The following is a 23,269-nucleotide window of genomic DNA, read 5'->3' on the forward strand; positions in this document are numbered from 1 at the left end:
CCCGCTACGCCGCCTGATCCGCTTCCTGTTCGTCAGGCCAGCATTTTGCCTCGGGCTTCCTTCAGATTCGCAGTCGCCCGCGACACCCTTGCCTCTGGCTAACACTTCCCCTTGCCGGGTGTGTAGAGGACTTTCACCTCCGAGTCACCAGCCTGGCCACCACAGCCAAGCTGGTTGCGCTTGCGCGCAACGCGCCATGCCTGGCGCACAACGAAAAAAGGCTTACGCGATGCGCAAGCCTTTTCTATATATGGCGTCCCCTGCTGGAATCGAACCAGCATCTAGCCCTTAGGAGGGGCTTGTTCTATCCCTTGAACTAAGGGGACTGGGCAACTCTGCTCGGCAATGTTGCCGACCGGGCCGCATGTTAACCAGCCTCGGCGGATTTGTCATGTCACCGCCATCAACCCGCGGCCATACTCTAAAGCGACCACCCAGGAGATCGCCATGACCCAGCCAGTATCCAGGCATGTGCCGGATTCCCCATTTGCCCACTTCAGCCTGCGCCCCGCCTGCCCCGGGGACGCCCAGGCGCTGAGCGCGTTATTGCAGCAACTGGCGCCGGACGAGGCACGCCCCGACACAGAACTGTTGGCCCTGCGCCTGAGCGAGCCAGCGCCGAACCGCATGGTATTGGTGGCCGAGCGCGACGGCAAACTGCTCGGCACCTGCACGCTCAACCTGATCGAACACCTGGCGCACAACTTCGCCCGCTCGGCGACTCTCGAGGATGTGGTCGTGGATGCCGACGCCCGAGGCCTGGGTATCGGCCAGGCCTTGATCGGCAAGGCCGCCGAACGCGCCCGCGCCCTGGGCTGTTACAAGCTGGCGCTGTCGAGCAACCAGAGCCGCGAGGCGGCCCATCGTTTTTATGCAAGGCTCGGCTTCAAGCCCCACGGCATCAGCCTGGCCCTGGCGCTGGACTGAGACAGGTGTCTCGACATGGCCATTCGCGGCTAAAGCACCGAGGGTGGACAAGCTTCGCGTTGTCCACCCTGCACCAGACGCAATCCCGGACGGCTGACGCTTAGGCGAACAGCCCCAGGGTGTGCAGGAATACCAACAGAATCCCTACCGGCGTGACCCAGCGCAGCAGCTGCCACCACAGTTTGAACAACTGCGGCTGACCGATGCCCAGCGCCTCCTGCACGGTCGTGCGGCTCAACGCCCAGCCGGTGAACAGCACCGTGCCCAACCCGCCGAGCGGCATCATCAGGTTGGTGGTCAGGTAGTCCAGGCTGTCGAAGAAGGTCTTGCCGAACAGGGTGAATTCCGCCCAGAGGTTGAACGAAAACACCGTGCCCAGACTCAGCAGCCACAGCGCCAGGCCGCTCAACAGCACCGCCTTGACTCGACCGATGCCAAACTTCTCGCCAAGCCAGGCGATGGTCGGCTCGCTCAGCGAGATCGCCGAGGTCAGCGCGGCGAGCGCCAGCATGATGAAGAACAGCCCGCCGACCACCTGGCCGAACGGCATCTGGCCGAAGGCGATCGGCAGGGTGACGAAGATCAACCCGGGGCCCGCGCCCGGCTCCAGGCCGTTGGCGAACACCAGCGGGAAGATCGCCAGGCCGGCGAGCAAGGCCACCGCGGTGTCGGCCAGGGCCACCATCAGCGAGGTCTTGACGATCGAGGTGCCGGCCGGTAGGTAGGAGCCGTATACCATCATGGCGCCACTGGCCAGGCTGAGGGTGAAGAAGGCGTGTCCCAGGGCCACCAGCACGCTCTGTGTACTGAGCTTGCTGAAGTCGGCGTCGAACAGGAAGTGCACGGCCTCGAGGAAATGCCCGGTGGTGGCGGCATAGCCCACCAGGATCAGCAGCAGCACGAACAGTCCCGGCATCATGAAGCGCAGCGCGCGCTCCAGGCCTTCGCGTACGCCCAGGGCGACGATGCCCAGGGTCAGCAGCAGCACCAGGGTGGCGTAACCGGCCAGTTTCCAGGGATCGCCGAGCATGGCGCCGAACAACGCGCCGCTGCTCTCGCCGTCCAACCCGGCGAAACTGCCCATGGCCGCCGCCGGCGCATAGGCCAGGGCCCAGCCGGCCACCACCGCGTAGAAACTGAGAATGAGAAACCCGGTGAGCACCGCCAGCGTGCCCAGCCAGCGCCAATGGCGACTGGCACCCGCCTGGCGGGCCACGGCGGCGAAGGCGCCCTCGGGGTTGGCCCGGCCGCGTCGACCGATCATCACCTCGGCCATCAACAGGGGACTGCCGATGGCCAGGATGCAGGCCAGGTAGACCAGGACGAAGGCGCCGCCGCCGTTCTCGCCGGTGATATAGGGGAATTTCCAGATATTGCCCAGACCCACTGCCGAACCGGTGGCGGCAAGGAAGAATACCCAGCGCGACGACCACAGGCCGCGCGCCGCTGCACTGCTGATGGGACCGGCACTGGCGCCGGCGACGATGCTGTCTTGACTCATTGGGACTTGCCCTCTTGTTGTTGTGAAAAAGTCAGTCGGGGATCGAATGTACGGTCAACGCCCGGCGTGCAGACGTTCCTGAGCCATGCGATCGGCCACCGCCGTGGTGGTGTTGCCCTCACGCTCGGCGCGCTGGAAGATCTCCGCCAGGGTGGCGCCGATGCCTTCGATATGCGCCTTGAGTTCGGCGGTGCTGCCGCCGTTGCGCTCGTAGCAGACATCGATGATGCCGCCGGCATTGATCGCGTAATCCGGGGCATACAGGCAGCCACGCCGCCGCAATTCCTCGGCCAACCCGGCATCGGCCAGCTGGTTGTTGGCCGCACCGGCGATCACCGGCGCGCGCAGGGCTTCGAGGGTCTGTGGATTGATGATGGCGCCCATGGCGCAGGGGGCGAAAACGTCCACCTCGAGGCCGTAGATGTCGTTCTGAGCGACGGCCGTGGCGCCCAGTTGCTCCACCGCGCGGCGCACGTTGGCCGGGACTATGTCGGTCACCCACAGCTCGGCACCGGCCTCCTTGAGCTGCTGCGCCAGGCCGAAACCGACCTGGCCGACCCCCTGGATCGCCACCCGCAGACCCTTGAGGTTGTCACGACCGAGGCGATGCTTGACCGCCGCCTGCAGGCCGATGAACACCCCGTAGGCGGTGGACGGCGACGGATCGCCATTGCGCATGCCGCCGCCAAAGGCCTCGCGCTGGCCGGCGCCGGCGACATGGCGGGTGCGCTCGGCCATGATTTGCATTTCCGCCACCCCGGTACCGGAGTCGGCGGCGGTGATGTAGCGCCCGCCCAGGCTGTCGACGAAATCGCCCATGGCCTGGAACAGCGCCTCGCTCTTGCCGGTGTGCGGGTTGCCGATGATCACCGCCTTGCCGCCGCCGAGCGGCAGCCTGGCCAGCGCCGACTTGTAGCTCATGCCGCGCGACAGGCGCAGCACGTCGCGCAGCGCTTCCTCGTCGGAGGCATAGGGCCACATGCGGCAACCGCCGAGGGCCGGGCCGAGGTTACGGTTGTGGATGGCGATGATCGCCTTCAGGCCGCTGGCCTGGTCGTGGCCGAAGACCACCTGTTCGTGGTGATCGAATTCGATATGGGAAAACACGGACATGGGAATTCCTTGAGACGTTCTTGTTTTGGGGTCGGGGTTGCAAAGGTCGTTGCAGGAGGCCCGCCTAAGAGTCGGGCCTCCTGCATCACAAAGTGCGCATCAGGCCGCCGGTTCGAACAGCTGCACCGCCTGGATCTCGCTGACCAGCAGGCGCGCCTTGAGCTGACGCTCCTGTTCGCGCACCTTGATCAGGCTCTGCTCCTTGACATGGCCATAACCACGGATCTGCTCCGGCAGTTCGGCCAGCGCCACGGCGCTGCGGTAGTTGCCGGCATTCAGCTGCTCGAGCAGGTAATCGACGCTGCGCTCATAGTCCTCGATCAGTTGCAGTTCCAGCTTGCGCTCGGCGCTGTAGCCGAACAGGTCGAGCGGCGTGCCGCGCAGGGCCTTGAACTTGGCCAGCAGGCCGAAGGCCTTGAGCATCCAGGGGCCGAACCGGCGCTTGCGCGGCTGGCCGGTACTTGGATCGGGCTTGGCCAGCCAGGACGGCGCCAGGTGGAACTCCAGGCGGTAGTCGCCCTGGAACTGCGCCTCGAGCTGCTGGACAAAGAGGCCGTCGCTGTACAGCCGGGCTACCTCGTACTCGTCCTTGTAGGCCAGCAGCTTGGCGTAGTAACGCGCCACCGCCCGGCTCAGGGCCTGATCGGCGCCCTGGTCGGCCAGGCGCACGCGCTGCACCAACGCGCGGTAGCGCTCGGCATAGGCGGCGTTCTGGTAGGCGGTGAGGAAATCGACGCGGAACTGGATGATCTCGTCCAGGCTTTCGCAACGCGGCGCCTCGACCACCTTGGGGCTGGCCAGCTTCTCCACCGCGGCGCTATCGTGCGCCGCGCGGCGGCCCCAGAGGAACGCCTGCTGGTTGAGCTGCACCGCCACACCGTTGAGCTCGATGGCCTTGGCGATGGCTTCGGCCGAAACCGGCACCAGGCCTTTCTGGTAGGCAAACCCGAGCATGAACAGGTTGCTGGCGATGCTGTCGCCGAGCAGGCGGGTGGCCAGGCGAGTGGCGTCGACGAAGTGGGTCTTGTCCGCACCCACCGCCTCGATCAGCGCCTCGCGCATGGCCGCGCCCGGCACCTGGGCATCGGGGTTGCGGGTGAACTCGGCGGTGGCCGCTTCATGGCTGTTGATCACCGCGTGGGCGATCTTGTCGTTGAGCTTGGCCAGGGCTTCTTCGCTGGCCGCCACCACCAGGTCGCAACCGAGCAGCAGGTCGGTCTCGCCGGCGGCGATGCGCACCGCGTATATATCGTCCTGCTTGGCGGCGACGCGGATATGGGTCACCACCGGGCCGAACTTCTGCGCCAGGCCGGCCTGATCGAGCACGCTGCAACCCTTGCCCTCGAGGTGCGCGGCCATGCCCAGCAGGGCGCCGACCGTGGTCACGCCGCTGCCACCGACACCCGGCAGAAGGATATTCCAGGGCCGCTCCAGCGACGGCTGGCGCGGCTCCGGCAAGGCGATGAACAGCGCACTCGGGCCCACCGCTTCCGGCTTGCGCAGACTGCCGCCATGCACGGTGACGAAGCTCGGGCAGAAGCCCTCGACGCAGCTGAAATCCTTGTTGCAGGAGTTCTGGTCGATTTCGCGCTTGCGCCCCAGCTCGGTTTCCAGCGGCAGCACCGACAGGCAGTTGGACTTGACGCTGCAATCGCCGCAGCCCTCGCACACCGCCGGATTGATGAAGGCGCGCTTGGCCGGATCGACCAGCTTGCCGCGCTTACGCCGGCGGCGCTTCTCGGTGGCGCAGGTCTGGTCATAGATGATCACCGAGGTGCCCTTGAACTCGCGCAGCTCACGCTGCACCGCGTCCAGATCGTTGCGGTGATGGAAGGTCACGATGGGCGCGAAGCCGGCCCGGCTCGGGTACTTGTCCGGCTCATCGCTGACCAGAGCGATGCGCTTGACGCCCTCGGCGAACACCTGCTGACTGAGCTGATCGACGCGCAGTTCGCCGTCGATCGGCTGGCCGCCGGTCATGGCCACCGCATCGTTGTAGAGGATCTTGTAGGTGATGTTGACCCCGGCCGCCACCGCCGCGCGCAGGGCCAGTTGGCCGGAATGAAAGTAGGTGCCGTCGCCGAGGTTCTGGAAGATGTGCGCGGTGTCGGTGAACGGCGCCTGGCCGATCCAGGTCGCGCCCTCGCCGCCCATCTGGGTGAAGGTGTCGGTGTTGCGGTCCATCCACTGGGTCATGTAGTGGCAGCCGATGCCGCCCTGGGCACGGCTGCCTTCCGGCAGTTTGGTCGAGGTATTGTGCGGACAACCGGAGCAGAAATGCGGGGTGCGCAGCGTGCTGTGCTTGGGCGCGGCCAGGGAAGCTTCCTTGGCGGCGAGAAAGGCCAGGCGCTCGTCGATGCTTGCGCTGGTATAGATCGGCGCCAGGCGCTTGGCGATGGCGCGGGCGATCATCGCCGGGGTCAGTTCGGACAGGTTCGGCAGCAGGGAAACGCCGCTCTCGTCGAACTCGCCGACCACCCGCGGACGCTTACCCACCGGCCAGTTGTAGAGCTGGCCGGTGAGTTGGTCCTCGATGATGCTGCGCTTCTCCTCGATCACCAGAATCTCGTCCAGGCCCTCGGCGAATTCGTGCACCGAGACCGGCTCCAGCGGCCAGCTCATGCCGATCTTGAGCACGCGCAGACCGACCTGGGCGCACAGCACCTCGTCCAGGCCGAGGTCTTCCAGGGCCTGGCGCACGTCCAGGTAGGACTTGCCGGTGGTGACGATGCCCAGGCGCGGGTTGGGCGAATCGAGCATCACCCGATTGAGGTTGTTGGCGCGGGCGAAGGCGCGGGCGGCGTAGATCTTGTAGGTGTTGAGGCGCTGTTCCTGGGCCAGGGGCGGATCCGGCCAGCGGATATACACACCATCCTGCGGCAGCTCGAAGTCCTCGGGAACCTTCACGTCGACGCGTAGCGGATCGACATCCACCACCGCCGAGGAATCGACGTTCTCGGCGATGGTTTTCAGCGCCACCCAGCAACCGCTGTAACGCGACAGCTCCCAGCCGAGGATGCCGTAGTCGAGAATTTCCTGGACGTTGGCCGGATTCAGCACCGGAATCGAGGCGGCGATAAAGGCGTGCTCGCTCTGGTTGGCGATGCTCGATGATTTGCAGCCATGGTCATCGCCGGCCAGCAGCAAGACGCCGCCATGCTCGGAGACGCCGGCCGAGTTGCCGTGCTTGAACACATCGCCGCAGCGGTCGACGCCCGGGCCCTTGCCGTACCACATGGCGAACACGCCATCGTAGCGCGCGCCGGGGAACAGGTTGGTCTGCTGGCTACCCCATACCGAAGTGGCGGCCAACTCTTCGTTGACCCCAGGCTGGAAGTGGATGGCGTTTTCCTGGAGGAAACCCTTGGCTTCCCACAGGCTCTTGTCCAGGTTGCCGAGCGGCGAGCCGCGGTAGCCGGAGATGAAACAGGCGGTATTCAGACCGTGGGCCGTGTCGCGTTGCTTCTGCAGCATCGGCAGGCGGGTCAGCGCCTGGGTGCCGGTGAGGTACAGGTGACCAGTGGCAAGGCGGTACTTGTCATCCAGGCGGATCTCGGCCAGAGACATGCGGGCGCTCCTTTTATTTTTATGGCGAGCTGCGAGGGCACCGGTTAATGCCTTCGCGGTTCTGTTTACCCCGGGATCACCGGGCTAAACGACTGGCTAAGAATATGACTGAGCGGTACGGAGATTTTATTTCTAATTTCGGGAACAAACGCCAATACTGCGCATGACGATTGCAGCAATTAGGAAAAAACGGGATAAATCATGCAAGAAAAACTCGGCCCCATCGATCGCAAGATTCTCCGCCTGCTGCAGCACAACGCCGACCTCTCCGCCGCTGAGATTGCCGAGAAGGTCGAGCTGTCACAATCGCCCTGCTGGCGGCGGATTCATCGCATGCAGGAGGAAGGCCTGATCGAGCGCAAGGTCGCCCTGCTCAACCCCAAGTTGCTGGGCCTGGGCATGACCGTGTTCGTCGACATCAAGCTGTCGGCCCACGGCCGCAAGAACCTGGAGGAGTTCGAGCAGGCGGTGGTTGGCTACTCTGAAGTGCTGGAGTGCTACACCATGGCCGGCGGTTCGGACTACCTGCTCAAGGTAGTGGCCAAGGATATCGCCAGCTACGAGCGCTTCCTGCGCGACCACCTGCTGCAGCGCCCGCATGTACAGGAGGCGCACTCGAATATCGCCATGAGCGAGGTCAAGCGCACCACCGAATTGCCGCTGGATTGAAACCTAGCCAGACCCTGGCGGCGTTCCACTCGAGGGCGATCCGGGTGGCGGCCCGAACGGAGATCCGTTCGGCGCGCAGCGACAACCCGCCAGCTTTATGCCACACCGACTGCCCATGACGCACTGCCTGCGCGCGCGACACCCGGCGGACAGAGCCGGCTCCATTGGCGTCAGACGCAGGTGCGACTGGCTCCGATCAGGGCCAACAGGTCACCCACCGCGCGTTCGAAATCGCTGGAATTGTCCAGCACATGCAAACCATCGGTTGCGGCCGCGGCGACGCTGTCGAACCGCGCATTGCGGGCCAAACGCCGCTCGATCTGCTCGGGCGTTTCCCGGCCACGCGCGAGCAGGCGCTGGCGCAGCACCGCGAGATCGACCGTCAGCAATAACGCCAGCAGATCCGGGTAGCGCTGGCGCGCCTGCGCCAGATAAGCCCGCGAACCATTGACCAGTACATCCTGGCCAGCCGTCAGCCAGTCGTCGATCTGCCTGGGAATACCATAGGCCAGGCCATTGGCGCGCCAACTCAGGGCGAAGGCGCCCTCGCCCTCCATCCGCGCGAACTCGTCCACGGAAACGCCTATGGCCGCCTCGCCCACCGCCTCGGCGGAACGAGTGATGACACGCTGCACGATGCGGCAACCCTGCACCGCCAACCGCTCGTGCGCCGCATTCAGCAGGCTGTCCTTGCCCGAACCCGAAGGCCCCATCAGATAAATCAACCTGCCACCCATCACAACACCCTTTTCGCTTGTCGCCAGACTTGCCGGATCAGCGCCTGACCCACACGCACCCGCGCCTGTAGCAGATCGGCAGGTAGGCCAACACAGATTTCGCCGAGCCAGATCATAGCCGTTGTTCCGGTCGAGCAGCAGCCAAGCGATCGGCATCAGGCCAGTCGCATACTCGTCACGGGAGAGCATACCCAGCATGTCATGTTGAGCCAATTCGGCGGCGACATTGGCCGAGGCGGCACCACCAAGGACGCTATTCGGTGCCCCAGCTGCTCGTTGAGAACCCGCTCGTGGCTGGCCATGACCGCCTCCAGGGCAATCGGGAATTCGGTGCTGGACATCACGCCTGCACATGGGCCAGGGCCGCATCGTCGTAACCGGCCAGCCCCAGCCACGAGCATGGCGCGCCGCTTTTCTGGGCATTGCACACGCCAAGAGCGCCACCCCAGCGCAGCATGCACCCTAGACAGCCGAGCAGGATGTTTTGCACTACGCTTATATAAACAGCCCGATTGAACCGTCGGCAGATGTAGTCAATATCGGCGCGCAGGCGGCATACGCCCTCGCCAAATACGTCTGCACTGGGCCGTCGAACATCTGAATGCTGCCACCTGCCGGAGGTCACTGCAGGCCAGCAAAAAAAGGGGCGGAACCCGACGAACCAATCGGAGGCCACCATTTCATCTGGCTACACGGGCAGGGCAAGAGAGTGAAGCGCCTGTTTACCAGTGAGCACTTTGTTCAGGTTCTCGACCCGGACGTTGCGCTCATGGAGCAGCCCCTTTAACGATGAGACGACTCGGAGCCGACTGGCGTAGACCACGCCAGGTGAATCCTGCGTCAATCCCGTCAACGAGACGCTTGAGTGGCGCCTATCGAATTCTTGATGTCGGGCGAACTCTATATGTCATGCGAATAAGGGCCCGTCTTTTGCCCAGCAACTCGCATTTTTGACAACTGGTGCTGGCAATGAGCCTTTACACCCAGCACAATGCGACACGTAATTGGCGTCAAACATTTGTATTGCTGCACGGCAATATCGATACAAATGGCGATTCCGAGTGAACAGCTAGTGCTAAAGACGGTCAAACCAGTGACAATCACGTGGCTCACTGCCAGCATCGCTTCCCTGAACTAATCGGTTAAATGTATGCGCCCAATGAAACAGGCTATTTATTCCAGCCGTACGGCTGACAAATTCGTCGTTCGCTTGCCCGATGGCATGCGCGAGCGCATCGCTGATGTCGCGCGCAATCATCATCGCAGCATGAACTCGGAAATCATCGCCCGCCTCGAGCAGAGCATGCTGCAGGAAAGCAGCTTGGGCGATGAACTCAACGTGAGCCTGGACAGCCCCGAGCTGTCTTTGCACGAACGCGAGTTGCTGCAGCGCTTCCGCCAGCTATCCCGTCGCCAGCAGAATGCCCTGGTGGCGTTGATCGCCCATGACGCCGAGCTGGCCGCCGAAGAAGCCTGAGCTGCAACGGTAAAAACCGGCTCCCGGGCCGGTTTTTTTGTTGGCCAAAGAAAAGCCGCCCTGAACAGGCGGCTTTTCTTGGCTTACAGCATCTAACCGCGCTGGCCGCTACCCAACGAAGTTGAGCAACACCCCGGCCGCCACCGCCGAGCCGATTACACCGGCCACGTTCGGCCCCATGGCGTGCATCAGCAGGAAGTTCTGCGGATTGGCCTCCAGCCCGACCTTGTTCGACACTCGCGCGGCCATTGGCACCGCCGACACCCCGGCCGAACCGATCAAGGGGTTGACCTTGTGCTTGCTGAACACATTCATCAGCCTGGCCATCAACACCCCCGACGCCGTGCCGGCACAGAAGGCCATCATACCCAGCAGCAAAATCGCCAGGGTCTTGATCTGCAGGAAGGCTTCGGCCGACAGCTTGGACCCCACGGTCAGACCGAGGAAGATGGTGACTATGTTGATCAGCGCGTTACGCGAGGTATCGGCCAGACGCTCGACCACACCGGCTTCGCGCAGCAGGTTGCCGAGGGCGAACATACCCACTAGCGGCGCCGCATCTGGCAGCAGCAAGCCGACCAGCAGGCACAGCACCAGCGGGAAGATGATCTTCTCGGTCTGCCCGACCGGACGCAACTGCTCCATGACGATGGCGCGCTCGGCCTTGGTGGTCAGCGCCCGCATGATCGGCGGCTGAATCAAGGGGACCAGCGCCATATAGGCATAGGCCGCCACGGCAATCGGCCCGAGCAGATGCGGCGCCAGCTTGGAGGTGACGAAGATCGAGGTCGGACCGTCCGCGCCGCCAATGATGGCGATCGAGGCCGCTTCCTTGAGGGTGAACTCCAGCCCCGGAATACCCAAGGAGGCCAGGGCCAGGGCGCCAAGCAGGGTACCGAAGATACCGAACTGCGCCGCTGCACCCAACAGCAAGGTCTTGGGATTGGCCAGCATCGGCCCGAAGTCGGTCATCGACCCGACACCCATGAAAATCAGCAGCGGAAACACGCTGGTGGGCAGGCCGACCTCATAGATCATGTGCAGGAAGCCGGCGCCTTCGCCCATGTTGGCAACGGGAATGTTCGACAACAGGCCACCGAAGCCGATCGGGATCAACAGCAGCGGCTCGAAACCTTTCTTGATCGCCAGGTAGATCAGCAGCAGGCAGATCGCGATCATGAAAACCTGACCCGGCTCTACATGATAGAGACCCGTGCTCTGCCACAGCTTGAGGAGCTTATCCATGATCCGCCCCTTAGCCGATGGTCAGCAGGCTGTCGCCCACCGCCACTGCATCGCCGACCTTGATGTTGACTGCACCGATGACACCCGCCTTGAACGCGCGAATCTCGGTTTCCATCTTCATCGCTTCGAGAATGATCAGCAGCTGGCCGTCCTCGACTGACTGCCCTGGCTGCACCAGCACCTTGAAGATGTTGCCGGCCAGCGGGGCGTTCTGCGGTTCGCCAGCCCCCACCGGCGCCGCCGCGGCAGCAGGCGCAGCACCGGCTGCGGCGGCACCGAGCGGCTTGAGGCCTTCGATGTCGCCACCCTCGTTAACCTGCACCACGAAGGACTTGCCGTTGACTTCAACGGTGTAGACCTCGGGCTTGCCGGCTTCACGCGCTGGCAGCTCGTTGCCGCTCGGCGCCGGCTCGAAGGCCGCCGGGTTGCCACGGTTCTCCAGGAACTTCAGGCCGATCTGCGGGAACAGTGCATAGGTCAGTACGTCGTCGATTTCATCTTTGGCCAGCTTGATGCCCTTCTCCTGGGCGAGGCCCTTGAGCTCGGCGGTCAGCTTGTCCATCTCGGCATCCAGCAGATCCGCTGGGCGACAGGTAATGGCTTCGGCTCCATCCAGCACCCGTGCCTGCAGCTCCTTATTGAAGGGGGCCGGCGCTGCGCCGTACTCGCCCTTCAGCACACCGGCGGTTTCCTTGGTAATCGACTTGTAGCGCTCACCGGTCAATACGTTGATCACCGCCTGGGTGCCGACGATCTGCGAAGTCGGCGTCACCAGCGGGATAAAGCCCAGGTCCTCGCGCACTCGCGGAATCTCGGCCAACACTTCGTCGAACTTGTCCTGGGCGCCCTGCTCTTTCAGCTGGCTTTCCATGTTGGTGAGCATACCGCCCGGCACCTGGGCCACCAGGATGCGCGAATCCACACCCTTGAGGGTGCCTTCGAACTTGGCGTACTTCTTCCGCACTTCGCGGAAGTAGGCGGCGATTTCTTCGAGCAGCAACAGATCCAGGCCGGTATCGCGCTCGGAACCCTGGAAGATCGCCACCACCGACTCGGTCGGCGAATGGCCGTAGGTCATCGACAGCGAGGAAATCGCCGTGTCGACGTTGTCGATACCGGCTTCCACCGCCTTGACGATGGCCGCGGTCGACAGACCGGCCGTGGCATGGCATTGCATGTGAATAGGGATCGACAGGCTGGCCTTCAGGCGTGTCACCAGCTCGAAGGCGATGTACGGATTGAGGATGCCGGCCATGTCCTTGATCGCGATCGAATCGGCGCCCATGTCCTCGATCTGCTTGGCCAGGTCGACCCACATGTCCAGGGTGTGCACCGGACTGGTGGTGTAGGAAATGGTGCCCTGAGCATGCTTGCCCTGCTCCTTGACCGCCCGCAGCGCGGTCTGCAGGTTGCGCGGATCGTTCATCGCGTCGAACACGCGGAACACATCGACGCCATTGATGGCCGCACGCTCGACGAACTTCTCCACGACGTCATCGGCGTAGTGCCGATAGCCGAGCAGGTTCTGACCACGCAGGAGCATCTGCTGGCGGGTATTGGGCATCGCCTGCTTCAGCGCGCGGATGCGCTCCCAGGGGTCTTCGCCCAGGTAACGGATGCAGGAATCGAAAGTCGCGCCGCCCCAGGACTCCACCGACCAGAAGCCAACCTGATCGAGCTTGGGCGCGATCGGCAACATGTCTTCGAGGCGTACACGCGTCGCCAGAATCGACTGGTGAGCATCGCGCAGCACCACATCGGTAATTCCGAGTGCTTGTTTAACGGCAGTCATACAGGTGCTCCCTTTCGAACCTGACTCAACCGCGGCGAGCGCGGTGCTGATTGATAGCGGATTGAATAGCAGCCAGTACATCGCCATCCGGCTGCTGGATAGCGGACTTGGCGGTCGAGTGTGCGGCCGCGGGCACTGGCGTGTGGGGGGCGAACAGCTCGATCAGACGCGACATCACGCGGATCGCCACTACCAACAAAATCAGGAAGAGAAATACAAAGCCCAGGCCGAACAGCATGAGCTCGACACCCTCGAGCAGGAGTTGACTGGAGGCCATCTTGACTCCTTTTTGCCAGCAGCACTGAGCTGCATTCAGAATTGAGAGAAGCGCCCGAGGAATGCCCCGGGCAAAGCTGGCGCACCTTAGCTTGAAACAGCCGTTTGAAGCAAACCCCAGACTGCATTTGGCGACAAATACGGACAAAAAAGCGCCATGCATTCACCCGATAAATAAGCGCACCCTGCTACAGCAGAAACACAGTGGCCAGGCCGAGGAAGATGAAGAAGCCACCGCTATCGGTTACCGCGGTAATCATCACACTGGCCCCCAGCGCCGGGTCGCGCCCCATACGCACCAGGGTCATGGGAATCAGCACCCCCATCAAGGCAGCAAGCAGCAGGTTGAGGGTCATGGCCCCGGTCATCACCACACCCAGCGACCAGCTGTCGTAAAGCATATAGGCCACCACGCCAATCACCCCACCCCAGACCAGGCCATTGATCAAGGCAACGCTCAACTCCTTGCGAATCAGCCGCGTGGTATTGCCGGTACTGACCTGATCCAGCGCCATGGCGCGCACGATCATGGTGATGGTCTGATTGCCCGAATTACCACCGATACCGGCAACGATCGGCATCAAGGCAGCCAACGCCACCAGTTTCTCGATAGAGCCCTCGAACAGGCCTATGACCCGCGAGGCAATGAATGCCGTAATCAGGTTGAGGGCCAGCCAGGCCCAACGGTTGCGCAGCGACTTCCAGACCGAGGCGAAGATATCTTCCTCCTCGCGCAGACCGGCCATGTTCAGCACTTCGCTTTCGCTTTCCTCGCGAATCAGATCGACCATTTCGTCGATGGTCAGACGACCGATCAGCTTGCCGTTCTTGTCCACCACCGGCGAGGAGATCAGGTCGTAGCGCTCGAACGCCTGGGCGGCATCGTAGGCATCCTCGTCCGGGTGAAAGCTCACCGGATCGGTGGCCATCACCTCGCTGACCAGCTTGTCCGGGTCGTTGACCAGCAGGCGCTTGACCGGCAGCACACCCTTGAGCACGCCGTCGTAATCGACCACGAACAGCTTGTCGGTATGCCCGGGCAGCTCCTTGAGGCGCCGCAGGTAGCGCAACACCACTTCCAGGCTGACGTCTTCGCGGATGGTGACCATCTCGAAGTCCATCAGCGCGCCGACCTGATCCTCTTCATAGGACAACGCCGAACGCACCCGCTCACGCTGCTGCGCATCGAGGGTTTCCATCAACTCATGAACGACATCGCGCGGCAGCTCGGAGGCCAGATCCGCCAACTCGTCGGCATCCATCTCCTTGGCCGCCGCGAGGATCTCGTGGTCATCCATGTCGGCGATCAGCGTTTCGCGCACCGCATCGGACACTTCGAGGAGAATATCGCCGTCGCGCTCGACCTTGACCAACTGCCAGACGGTCAGACGCTCGTCCAGCGGCAGCGCCTCGAGGATATGGGCGACGTCGGCGGAGTGCAGTTCATCGAGTTTGCGTTGCAACTCGGCCAGGTTCTGCCGGTGCACCAGGTTTTCTACCCGCTCGTGATGCGGGCCTTCCTGGCGATGGGCCAGCTCCTCGACCAGCTTGTGCCGATGCAGCAGTTCGACCACCTGGGCAAGGCGGTCCTGCAGGCTTTCTTGCGGCTTCTTGGCTTCTACTTCAGTCATGGCACGCTCCACCCCCAGCGGCGGCGCACGCCAAAGAGGGTCAATCAATCAGTACGCGATCGCACAAACGAGATTCAGAGTAACTACTGGGTAAGTCCATGGTGGTGATCCATAAGCCCCGGCGGGACTGACGGGCAAAATGATAACACCGCCCGTCGGCTTTGCACGCTACAAAAAGCAGGCTAGAACAAGCCTTTGCAGCACAAACTTCAGCGTTCTTTAAACCCGTAGCTGCGACGTCGGAGACGCCGCACAAGACACCACTGGCAAAGCCGACCCGAGCGACTAGGCTTGTCACACGATCGTCAAGGAGGACGTCATCATGCCCGGACTGCACCGCGCAGCTTTCTGCGCCATTCTGCTGTGCCCACCACCCCTGCTGGCCGCAACCGTGTTCCGCTGCGAAGATGCCAGCGGCCACGTCACCTTTACCCTGCAAGGCTGCCCCACCGAACAGGCGCAATACCTGCAGGATGCCCACAACCCCACCCCCGGCAGCGGCAAACCCACGCCACTGGCCAAACCAGGCAAACCATCACGCAGCAAGGCCGCGGTAAAGCCCAGCGAGCTGGTGGTGGTCGGTAAACAGGAGGACGGCTGCGGCAACCTGGTTACCGGCCGCGAGCGCCGCACAGCCATCATCAAACAGCAGATACGCAGCGGCATGCACCGTAGCGACGTGGAAAGCAGCCTGGGCACGCCGGACAGGATCAGCAGCCAGAACGGTCAGACGCGCTATCACTACCGCGACCAACAGGGTAATAGCCGCCAGGTGAGCTTCGACGAGGCCGGCTGCGTCAAAGGCAAGCGCTAGCACGTCTTATCGCGGGGCGGCATTGAGGCAGCGACACCCTCCCGCGCCTCAGCCGCACAGCCAGGAGGCGTGGCGCGCGCATGGGCCACAGAGACAAAACAGCAGACAAAGAAAAAGGGCCTGCATCGCTGCAGGCCCTTTTATTTGGTGCACTCAGGAGGATTCGAACCTCCGACCGCTCGGTTCGTAGCCGAGTACTCTATCCAGCTGAGCTATGAGTGCAGGTGGTGCTTTTAACCAGATCACCGCTGGCTTGAAACACGACCGGCATCGCTGCCGATCATCTTCAATATGGTGCACTCAGGAGGATTCGAACCTCCGACCGCTCGGTTCGTAGCCGAGTACTCTATCCAGCTGAGCTATGAGTGCACTGTCCGGCGCATTATAGGCATTCAAATTATTCAATCAAGCTTAAATCAGATTAATTTCAACAACTTACTGATCAAAACAGGACCAACACCTACAACACTAAATAATGGCGGAGAAGGGGGGATTCGAACCCCCGACACCCTTTTGAGATGTACTCCCTTAGCAGGGGAGCGCCTTCGGCCACTCGGCCACCTCTCCGCAACACGGGGCGCATGATACCCATCTTTGCCCCGCTTGCAAAGCCAAAAATCAGATAAAAATTAGTGGCTTGGTTCTTCGTCTTTCTCTTTCTGGATGCGCTGGTAAATCTCCTCACGGTGCACCGCTACCTCCTTCGGCGCGTTAACGCCAATGCGCACCTGATTACCCTTCACGCCCAACACGGTGACAGTGACCTCGTCACCCACCATCAGGGTCTCACCGACCCGGCGAGTTAGAATCAGCATTCCTTTCTCCTCACGGATTTAAATCCAATACAACAGTCTGCAAAAAAGAAAACGGTGGCAGCCTCATGAATCTCAAGCGAGGCCTTCACCCAAGTATTGACTAGTGTGGGCAGAAAGAAAGTCCATCCACGCCAACCAAAAAGACGAAAGGCGCGCAATAGTGCGCGCCTTTCGGGCAATGCCTCAGTCGCCCTGTCGGGCCGGGGCATCCAGTTCGAAGGCAGTGTGCAGAGCACGCACCGCCAACTCCAGGTATTTCTCCTCGATCACCACGGACACCTTGATTTCCGAGGTAGAGATCATCTGGATATTGATATTTTCCTTGGCCAGGGCCTCGAACATGCGGCTGGCAACCCCTGCATGGGAGCGCATGCCGACACCGACGATCGACACCTTGGTGATATTGGCGTCGCCAATCACTTCGCGGGCGCCCAGCTCACGCGCGGTATTTTCCAGCACTTGCTGCGCGGCCTGATAATCGTTGCGGTGCACGGTGAAGGTGAAATCGGTGGTGTTATCGTGCGCCACGTTCTGCACGATCATGTCGACTTCGATATTGGCGGCACTGACAGGGCCGAGAATCTTGAACGCCACGCCCGGGATGTCCGGTACGCCACGGATAGTCAGCTTGGCTTCGTCGCGATTGAAAGCGATGCCGGAGATGATCGGCTGTTCCATGGATTCCTCTTCATCAAGGGTAATGAGGGTGCCCGGACCCTCTTTGAAGCTGTGCAATACGCGCAGCGGGACGTTGTACTTGCCGGCGAATTCCACCGAGCGGATTTGCAGCACCTTGGAACCCAGGCTGGCCATCTCCAGCATTTCTTCGAAGGTGATCTTCTCCAGGCGCCGAGCCTGGGGCACCACCCGCGGATCGGTGGTGTAGACGCCATCGACGTCCGTGTAGATCTGGCACTCGTCGGCCTTCAGCGCCGCCGCCAGGGCCACACCCGTGGTGTCGGAACCACCGCGCCCGAGCGTGGTGATATTGCCGTGCTCGTCCACCCCCTGGAAACCGGCGACCACCACCACACGACCGACCTTGAGGTCGGCACGCAGCTTCTGATCGTCGATCTGCAGGATACGCGCCTTGTTGTGCGCGCTGTCGGTGAGAATACGCACCTGGTTGCCGGTGTAGGACACCGCCGGCACGCCGCGGCGAATCAGCGCCATGGTCAACAGGGCAATGGTCACCTGCTCGCCGGTGGACAGCATCACGTCGAGCTCACGCGGCACCGGCTGATCATCGCTCGCCTGTTTGGCCAGCTCGACCAACCGATTGGTTTCACCGCTCATGGCGGAAACCACGACCACAATGTCATCGCCGTTTTCGCGGAACTTCTTCACCTTGTCGGCCACCTGCTGAATCCGCTCAACAGTGCCGACGGAGGTGCCGCCAAATTTCTGTACGATCAAAGCCATTTCAAAGCCGCCTCAGCCCGTGAAGGGCGCCCATTAAACATTCAACTCAATATGCTGCCAAGGGCTACCGGGCGTTTTCCGGGCCTTGGGCTCGACACTTACAGAGCTTGCTCGACAAAGCTTGCGGCCAGCGCCAAGGCGCCATCCAGCGCGCCGGCATCGGTGCCGCCGCCCTGCGCCATATCCGGACGACCGCCGCCCTTGCCGCCGACTGCCGCCGCGGCCTGCTTCATCAGCTCGCCGGCCTTGAGTTTGCTGGTCAGATCCTGGGTCACACCGGCCACCAGCACGACCTTGTCGTCCTGCACGCCGCCGAGCAGGATCACCGCGCTGCCGAGCTTGTTCTTCAACTGGTCGACCATGGCCAGCAAGGCCTTGCCATCCCGGCCGTCGACCCGCGCACTGAGCACCTTGACGCCCTTGACCTCCACGGCAGAGCCGGCCAGATCGTTGCCGGCCGCACTGGCGGCCTTGGCCTTGAACTGCTCCAGCTCTTTTTCCAACTGACGATTGCGCTCGAGCATGGCAATCAGCTTGTCCAGCAGGTTGTCGCGGCTGCCCTTGACCAGCGCGGCGGCCTCCTTCAACTGTTCTTCGGCGGCATTCAGGTAGGCGAAAGCAGCCGCACCGGTGACCGCCTCGATACGCCGCACCCCCGCCGCCACACCGCCTTCGCTGGTGATCTTGAACAGGCCGATGTCGCCGGTACGGGATACGTGAGTGCCGCCACAGAGCTCGACGGAGAAGTCACCGCCCATGCTCAGCACCCGCACTTCATCGCCGTACTTCTCGCCGAACAGCGCCATGGCGCCTTTTTGCTTGGCGGTTTCGATATCGGTCTCGAGGGTTTCCACGGCGCTGTTGTTGCGCACCTGGGTGTTGACGATATCTTCCAGGGCCTTCAGCTGCTCCGGCGTGATCGCCTCGAAGTGACTGAAGTCGAAACGCAGACGCTGACTGTCGACCAGCGAGCCTTTCTGCTGCACGTGCTCGCCGAGCACCTGACGCAGCGCGGCGTGCAGCAGGTGCGTCGCCGAATGGTTGAGCGCGGTGGCCTGACGCACGCCGGCGTCGACTTCGGCATTGATCGCGGCACCCAGGCTCAAACCGCCCTTGGCGACGATACCGTGGTGCAGGAAAGCACCGCCGGCCTTGGTGGTGTCGCGCACATCGAAGCGCACGCTGGCCGCCTCATCGAGCAGAAACCCGCAGTCGCCGACCTGGCCACCGGATTCGGCATAGAACGGCGTCCGGTCGAGGACCACGACACCCTCCTCACCCTCATCGAGGCTGTCCACCGCAGCGCCGTCCTTGAACAGCGCAATGATCTTGCCGCTGCCGCTGGTGCCTTGATAACCAAGGAACTCGGTGTCGCTGTCGACCTTGACCAGGGCGTTGTAATCCATACCGAAGGCACTGGCGGAACGGGCGCGCTCGCGCTGGGCCTGCATTTCGCGCTCGAAGCCGCTCTCGTCCAGGGTCAGGCCGCGCTCGCGGGCGATATCGGCCGTCAGGTCGTAGGGAAAACCATAGGTGTCATACAGCTTGAACACCGTCTCGCCGGGGATCAGCTTGCCCTTGAGCCCGACCAGATCCTGCTCGAGAATCCTCAGCCCCTGCTCCAGGGTCTTGGCGAACTGCTCTTCTTCGGCTTTCAGCACGCGCTCGATCTGCGCCTGCTGCTGCTTCAGTTCCGGGAAGGCTTCGCCCATCTCGGCCGCCAAGGCCGCAACTATCCGGTAGAAGAAGCTGCCCTTGGCGCCCAGCTTGTTACCGTGACGGCAGGCGCGCCGGACGATCCGGCGCAGCACATAGCCGCGGCCTTCGTTGGACGGGGTGACGCCGTCGGCGATCAGGAAGCTGCAGGAGCGGATATGGTCGGCCACCACCTTCAGCGAGGCCTGGCCCTCGTTGGTGCAGCCGATGGCCTCGGCCGAGGCGTTCAGCAGGCTCTGGAACAGGTCGATCTCGTAGTTCGAGTTGACGTGCTGCAGCACCGCGCTGATGCGCTCCAGGCCCATGCCGGTGTCCACGCTCGGCGCCGGCAGCGGATGCAGCACGCCGTCCGCGGTGCGGTTGAACTGCATGAACACGTTGTTCCAGATCTCGATGTAGCGATCGCCATCTTCTTCCGGCGAGCCGGGCGGGCCGCCCCAGATGTGCTCGCCATGATCGAAGAATATCTCGGTGCAAGGGCCGCACGGGCCGGTATCGCCCATGGTCCAGAAGTTGTCGGAGGCATAGGGCGCGCCCTTGTTGTCGCCGATGCGGATCATCCGCTCGGCCGGCACGCCGATTTCCTTGTTCCAGATGCCGTAGGCTTCGTCGTCGTTGGCATAGACGGTGACCCAGAGCTTGTCCTTGGGCAGGTTCAGCCAGCGCTCGCTGGTCAGGAATTCCCAGGCGAAGTGGATGGCGTCGCGCTTGAAGTAATCGCCGAAGCTGAAATTACCGAGCATCTCGAAGAAGGTGTGGTGGCGCGCGGTATAGCCGACGTTTTCCAGGTCATTGTGCTTGCCGCCGGCGCGCACGCATTTCTGGCTAGTCGCGGCACGGGTGTAGGCGCGTTTTTCCAGGCCCAGGAAGCAGTCCTTGAACTGGTTCATCCCGGCGTTGGTGAACAGCAGGGTCGGGTCGTTGCCCGGAATCAGGGAGCTGGAAGCGACACGGGTGTGCCCCTTCTCTTCGAAGAAGCTGAGGAAAGCTTCACGGATTTCAGCGCTTTTCATAGGGTCATCCACGGAAACAGGCGGCCAGGGCAAAGCCGGCAACAAAGACTGCGTGAAAGCGTAGCGAGCGAAGGCTAGGCAAGGCAAAAACAGGCGAAAAAGCGCAGTTTACGCGCTGTAAATGAGCATTTTTAGCCTGTTTTTAACGCCGCATAGCCGAGCGCAGTAGCTTTCACGCAGCCTGCAAAGGGCCGCATTATATCGGGCCTGTAGCATCGGTACAGCGGGTTTATCAATAGATAACGGCTATTGTCCTTCTTGCCACTCGGGGGCGGCGCCGGACACGACGGCCGCCACCCCAATACAACGTCAGTCCGCAGAGTGGCTGCGCCGCCGCCACGGCAACGAGCAGGCCTGCATTGCGGCCGCGGCTCAGGCGTTGCCCGACAGCTTGAGCCGCGCCGCCTGGGTGAAATCCAGCATGCGCTTGAGCGGCTTGATCGCCTTGGGGATCAGCGCGGGGTCGACGAAGATCTCGTTGCTGCCTTCGCGCAGGCTCTGCAGGGTGCGCTGCAGGGTGTTCATCGCCATCCACGGGCAGTGCGCGCAGCTGCGGCAGGCGGCGCCGTTACCGGCGGTCGGCGCCTCGATGAACTCCTTGTCCGGGCACAGCTGCTGCATCTTGTAGAAGATGCCGCGGTCGGTGGCGACGATGAAGGTCTGGTTCGGCAGGTGCTGGGCCGCCGCGATCAACTGGCTGGTCGAGCCAACCGCATCGGCCAGGTCGATCACCGCCGTCGGCGACTCCGGGTGCACCAGCACGGCGGCGTCCGGGTACAGGGCCTTCATGTCCTCGAGTTGCTTGGCCTTGAACTCCTCGTGGACGATGCAGGCGCCGTCCCACAGCAGCATGTCGGCACCGGTCTTGTTCTGGATGTAACGCCCCAGGTGCTGGTCCGGCGCCCAGATGATGCTTTCGCCGTTGTCCATCAGGTGCTCGACGATCTCCACCGCGCAACTGGAGGTCACCACCCAGTCGGCACGCGCCTTCACCGCCGCCGAGGTATTGGCGTAGACCACCACGGTGCGCTGCGGGTGCTGGTCGCAGAGCGCGGCGAACTCCTCCACCGGGCAGCCCAGATCCAGCGAACAGGTCGCCTCCAGGGTCGGCATCAGCACACGTTTTTCCGGATTGAGGATCTTCGCCGTCTCGCCCATGAACTTGACCCCGGCCACCAGCACGGTCTGCGCCGAGTGCTGATTGCCGAAGCGGGCCATTTCCAGGGAGTCGGACACGCAACCGCCGGTCTCTTCGGCCAAGGCCTGCAAGACCGGGTCGCAGTAGTAGTGGGCAACCAGCACCGCATTCTGCTTTTTCAGCTCGGCGGCAATCTCGGCGCGGTAGAAGGCCTCCTGCTCGGGCGTCAGCGGCTTGGGCTGCTTGGCGTCCAGATGAGCCTGGACCAGGAGGCGTTCGGAAATCTGCGTCATGTCATCAGGCCCTGTACAGGTCGATCAGCGGGGGTTCGAGTATACCCGCCAGATTGACTACGCGAGAGCAGATTGGACAGGCATACGGGGAGAAAAGCACGCGGCAACAAAGAAATCCTGCGGCCTCTAGAGCCGCAGGATTTTCATAATAGTTTGATCTTAAAAGACTTTGCAAATACGCCCACAGGCGTTGCCCGGCTATGCGCAGCGAACACCCAGCGCAGGCCGCGGGCGAATCGCAGGATGCGCCCAGGCAGTCACTGCCGAAGGAAATCCACTACCGCCTGGGTGAATGCCGCGCCCGCCTCGACATTGGACAGGTGCGCGGCATGCAGCTCGAGCAGCTGCGCGCCAGCGATCTGCTGCTGCAGGAAGCGACCATCGGCCGGGGTGGTGACCGGATCGGCAGCGCCGCAGACGATCAGCGTCGGCAGCTCGATCGCAGCCAGTTGCTCGCGAAAATCGGCATCGCGTACCGCCGCGCAATTGCCGGCATAGCCCTGGGCCGAGGTGGCCGCCAGCATCGCGGTGATGTGCTTGGCCTGTGCCGGCTCGGCCGCTGCGAACGCGGGGGTGAACCAGCGGGCAATGGACGCATCGCGCAGGTCGCGCATGGCCTGCTGGCCACCTTGCAACACGCTGTCGATGCGGCTGTTCCACACCTCGTCGTTGGCAATCTTGGCTGCGGTGTTGCACAGCACCAGCTTGTGCAGACGCGCGCCGGCATTGATGCCCAGCCACTGGCCGATCAGCCCACCCATGGACAGGCCACAGAACGAAGCCTGGCGGATATCCAGGTGATCGAGCAGGGCCAGCACATCGTGGCCCAGTTGCTCGATGCTGTAGAAACCCGCACTGACCTGCGACTGGCCGTGGCCGCGGGTGTCGTAGCGCAGCACCCGGAAATGCGCGGTAAAGGCCGGCATCTGTGCATCCCACATACCCAGGTCGGTGCCCAGGGAATTGCTCAGCAGCAGCACCGGCGCGTCAGCCGGGCCTTCGAGTTGGTAATTCAGGTCGCCAGCGGCGAGGTGGACAACAGGCACGGCAAAACTCCTTCAAATGAATAGGACTCGATGTTCGGCCAGGCGCGTGCAACCCAACGACGCGCCTGGCCGAGTCG

17 protein-coding genes and 4 tRNA genes are annotated in these 23,269 nt (G+C 62.8%); 4 read left to right on the forward strand and 17 right to left on the reverse strand.

Translation table 11 applies throughout. From position 1 onward, the window contains the following. Positions 1 to 251 precede the first annotated feature (251 nt). Positions 252 to 326 (reverse strand) — tRNA-Arg (locus tag ABZE94_RS09865). Between the two features lie 121 nt (positions 327 to 447). Between ABZE94_RS09865 and ABZE94_RS09870 the strand changes: the two genes are divergently transcribed. Continuing rightward, positions 448 to 927: an N-acetyltransferase family protein gene (locus tag ABZE94_RS09870; RefSeq protein WP_372875354.1), complete on the forward strand. Its 480-nt coding sequence runs from the start codon at positions 448 to 450 to the stop codon at positions 925 to 927. A gap of 100 nt (positions 928 to 1,027) precedes the next feature. Here ABZE94_RS09870 and ABZE94_RS09875 read toward each other — a convergent pair whose 3' ends face one another. The 3 genes from ABZE94_RS09875 to ABZE94_RS09885 all read right to left on the reverse strand — a co-directional run bounded on the left by ABZE94_RS09875 (position 1,028) and on the right by ABZE94_RS09885 (position 7,108). Then, positions 1,028 to 2,428: a sodium-dependent transporter gene (locus tag ABZE94_RS09875; RefSeq protein ID WP_372875355.1), complete on the reverse strand. Its 1,401-nt coding sequence runs from the start codon at positions 2,426 to 2,428 to the stop codon at positions 1,028 to 1,030. A 54-nt stretch (positions 2,429 to 2,482) separates the two neighbouring features. Beyond that, a complete protein-coding gene (locus ABZE94_RS09880; RefSeq protein ID WP_372875356.1) occupies positions 2,483 to 3,541 on the reverse strand; it encodes a Glu/Leu/Phe/Val dehydrogenase dimerization domain-containing protein in 1,059 nt (352 codons plus the stop codon). A gap of 99 nt (positions 3,542 to 3,640) precedes the next feature. Beyond that, on the reverse strand, positions 3,641 to 7,108 hold the full coding sequence (locus ABZE94_RS09885) for an indolepyruvate ferredoxin oxidoreductase family protein (protein ID WP_372875357.1): 3,468 nt from the start codon (positions 7,106 to 7,108) through the stop codon (positions 3,641 to 3,643). A 201-nt stretch (positions 7,109 to 7,309) separates the two neighbouring features. Here ABZE94_RS09885 and ABZE94_RS09890 point away from each other — a divergent pair, with 201 nt between their 5' ends. Continuing rightward, positions 7,310 to 7,777, forward strand: coding sequence for an Lrp/AsnC family transcriptional regulator (locus ABZE94_RS09890; protein WP_238041753.1), 468 nt, complete (start codon positions 7,310 to 7,312; stop codon positions 7,775 to 7,777). A 170-nt stretch (positions 7,778 to 7,947) separates the two neighbouring features. Here ABZE94_RS09890 and phnN read toward each other — a convergent pair whose 3' ends face one another. Next, a complete protein-coding gene (gene phnN, locus ABZE94_RS09895) occupies positions 7,948 to 8,514 on the reverse strand; it encodes a phosphonate metabolism protein/1,5-bisphosphokinase (PRPP-forming) PhnN (RefSeq protein WP_372875367.1) in 567 nt (188 codons plus the stop codon). 1,150 nt (positions 8,515 to 9,664) lie between these two features. Here phnN and ABZE94_RS09900 point away from each other — a divergent pair. After that, positions 9,665 to 9,991: an Arc family DNA-binding protein gene (locus ABZE94_RS09900; RefSeq protein ID WP_372875358.1), complete on the forward strand. Its 327-nt coding sequence runs from the start codon at positions 9,665 to 9,667 to the stop codon at positions 9,989 to 9,991. Positions 9,992 to 10,099: 108 nt separating this feature from the next. Here the strand turns inward: ABZE94_RS09900 and ABZE94_RS09905 are convergent, their stop codons facing one another. The 4 genes from ABZE94_RS09905 to mgtE all read right to left on the reverse strand — a co-directional run bounded on the left by ABZE94_RS09905 (position 10,100) and on the right by mgtE (position 14,935). Next, on the reverse strand, positions 10,100 to 11,236 hold the full coding sequence (locus ABZE94_RS09905; RefSeq protein ID WP_238041767.1) for a sodium ion-translocating decarboxylase subunit beta: 1,137 nt from the start codon (positions 11,234 to 11,236) through the stop codon (positions 10,100 to 10,102). 10 nt (positions 11,237 to 11,246) lie between these two features. Continuing rightward, positions 11,247 to 13,028, reverse strand: coding sequence for a sodium-extruding oxaloacetate decarboxylase subunit alpha (gene oadA / locus ABZE94_RS09910; protein WP_372875359.1), 1,782 nt, complete (start codon positions 13,026 to 13,028; stop codon positions 11,247 to 11,249). Positions 13,029 to 13,053: 25 nt separating this feature from the next. After that, positions 13,054 to 13,305 (reverse strand): OadG family protein, encoded by a 252-nt coding sequence (locus ABZE94_RS09915; RefSeq protein WP_372875360.1) that lies wholly within the window; start codon positions 13,303 to 13,305, stop codon positions 13,054 to 13,056. Positions 13,306 to 13,492: 187 nt separating this feature from the next. Further along, positions 13,493 to 14,935 (reverse strand): magnesium transporter, encoded by a 1,443-nt coding sequence (mgtE, locus tag ABZE94_RS09920; RefSeq protein ID WP_372875361.1) that lies wholly within the window; start codon positions 14,933 to 14,935, stop codon positions 13,493 to 13,495. A 322-nt stretch (positions 14,936 to 15,257) separates the two neighbouring features. On the opposite strand from mgtE, the gene ABZE94_RS09925 reads away from it, so the two are divergent. Then, positions 15,258 to 15,749 (forward strand): DUF4124 domain-containing protein, encoded by a 492-nt coding sequence (locus ABZE94_RS09925; protein WP_372875362.1) that lies wholly within the window; start codon positions 15,258 to 15,260, stop codon positions 15,747 to 15,749. Between the two features lie 145 nt (positions 15,750 to 15,894). Here ABZE94_RS09925 and ABZE94_RS09930 read toward each other — a convergent pair. From ABZE94_RS09930 to pcaD, 8 genes are all read right to left on the reverse strand, one after another. Then, a tRNA-Arg gene (locus tag ABZE94_RS09930) sits at positions 15,895 to 15,971 on the reverse strand. Positions 15,972 to 16,041: 70 nt separating this feature from the next. After that, a tRNA-Arg gene (locus ABZE94_RS09935) sits at positions 16,042 to 16,118 on the reverse strand. Positions 16,119 to 16,225: 107 nt separating this feature from the next. Then, positions 16,226 to 16,316, reverse strand: a tRNA-Ser gene (locus ABZE94_RS09940). Positions 16,317 to 16,378: 62 nt separating this feature from the next. After that, the gene (gene csrA, locus ABZE94_RS09945) at positions 16,379 to 16,564 is read right to left on the reverse strand and encodes a carbon storage regulator CsrA (protein ID WP_010490393.1); all 186 of its coding nucleotides are present in this window, start codon (positions 16,562 to 16,564) and stop codon (positions 16,379 to 16,381) included. Between the two features lie 183 nt (positions 16,565 to 16,747). Continuing rightward, positions 16,748 to 17,986, reverse strand: coding sequence for an aspartate kinase (locus ABZE94_RS09950; RefSeq protein WP_372875363.1), 1,239 nt, complete (start codon positions 17,984 to 17,986; stop codon positions 16,748 to 16,750). A 98-nt stretch (positions 17,987 to 18,084) separates the two neighbouring features. Further along, the gene (gene alaS / locus ABZE94_RS09955; protein WP_372875364.1) at positions 18,085 to 20,715 is read right to left on the reverse strand and encodes an alanine--tRNA ligase; all 2,631 of its coding nucleotides are present in this window, start codon (positions 20,713 to 20,715) and stop codon (positions 18,085 to 18,087) included. A 372-nt stretch (positions 20,716 to 21,087) separates the two neighbouring features. Next, the gene (gene nadA / locus ABZE94_RS09960; protein ID WP_372875365.1) at positions 21,088 to 22,146 is read right to left on the reverse strand and encodes a quinolinate synthase NadA; all 1,059 of its coding nucleotides are present in this window, start codon (positions 22,144 to 22,146) and stop codon (positions 21,088 to 21,090) included. Positions 22,147 to 22,403: 257 nt separating this feature from the next. After that, on the reverse strand, positions 22,404 to 23,192 hold the full coding sequence (gene pcaD / locus ABZE94_RS09965) for a 3-oxoadipate enol-lactonase (RefSeq protein ID WP_372875366.1): 789 nt from the start codon (positions 23,190 to 23,192) through the stop codon (positions 22,404 to 22,406). Positions 23,193 to 23,269 lie beyond the last annotated feature (77 nt).

This window comes from Pseudomonas sp. (genome assembly GCF_041601375.1).
In the GTDB taxonomy this organism is placed as follows: Bacteria; Pseudomonadota; Gammaproteobacteria; order Pseudomonadales; family Pseudomonadaceae; genus Aquipseudomonas.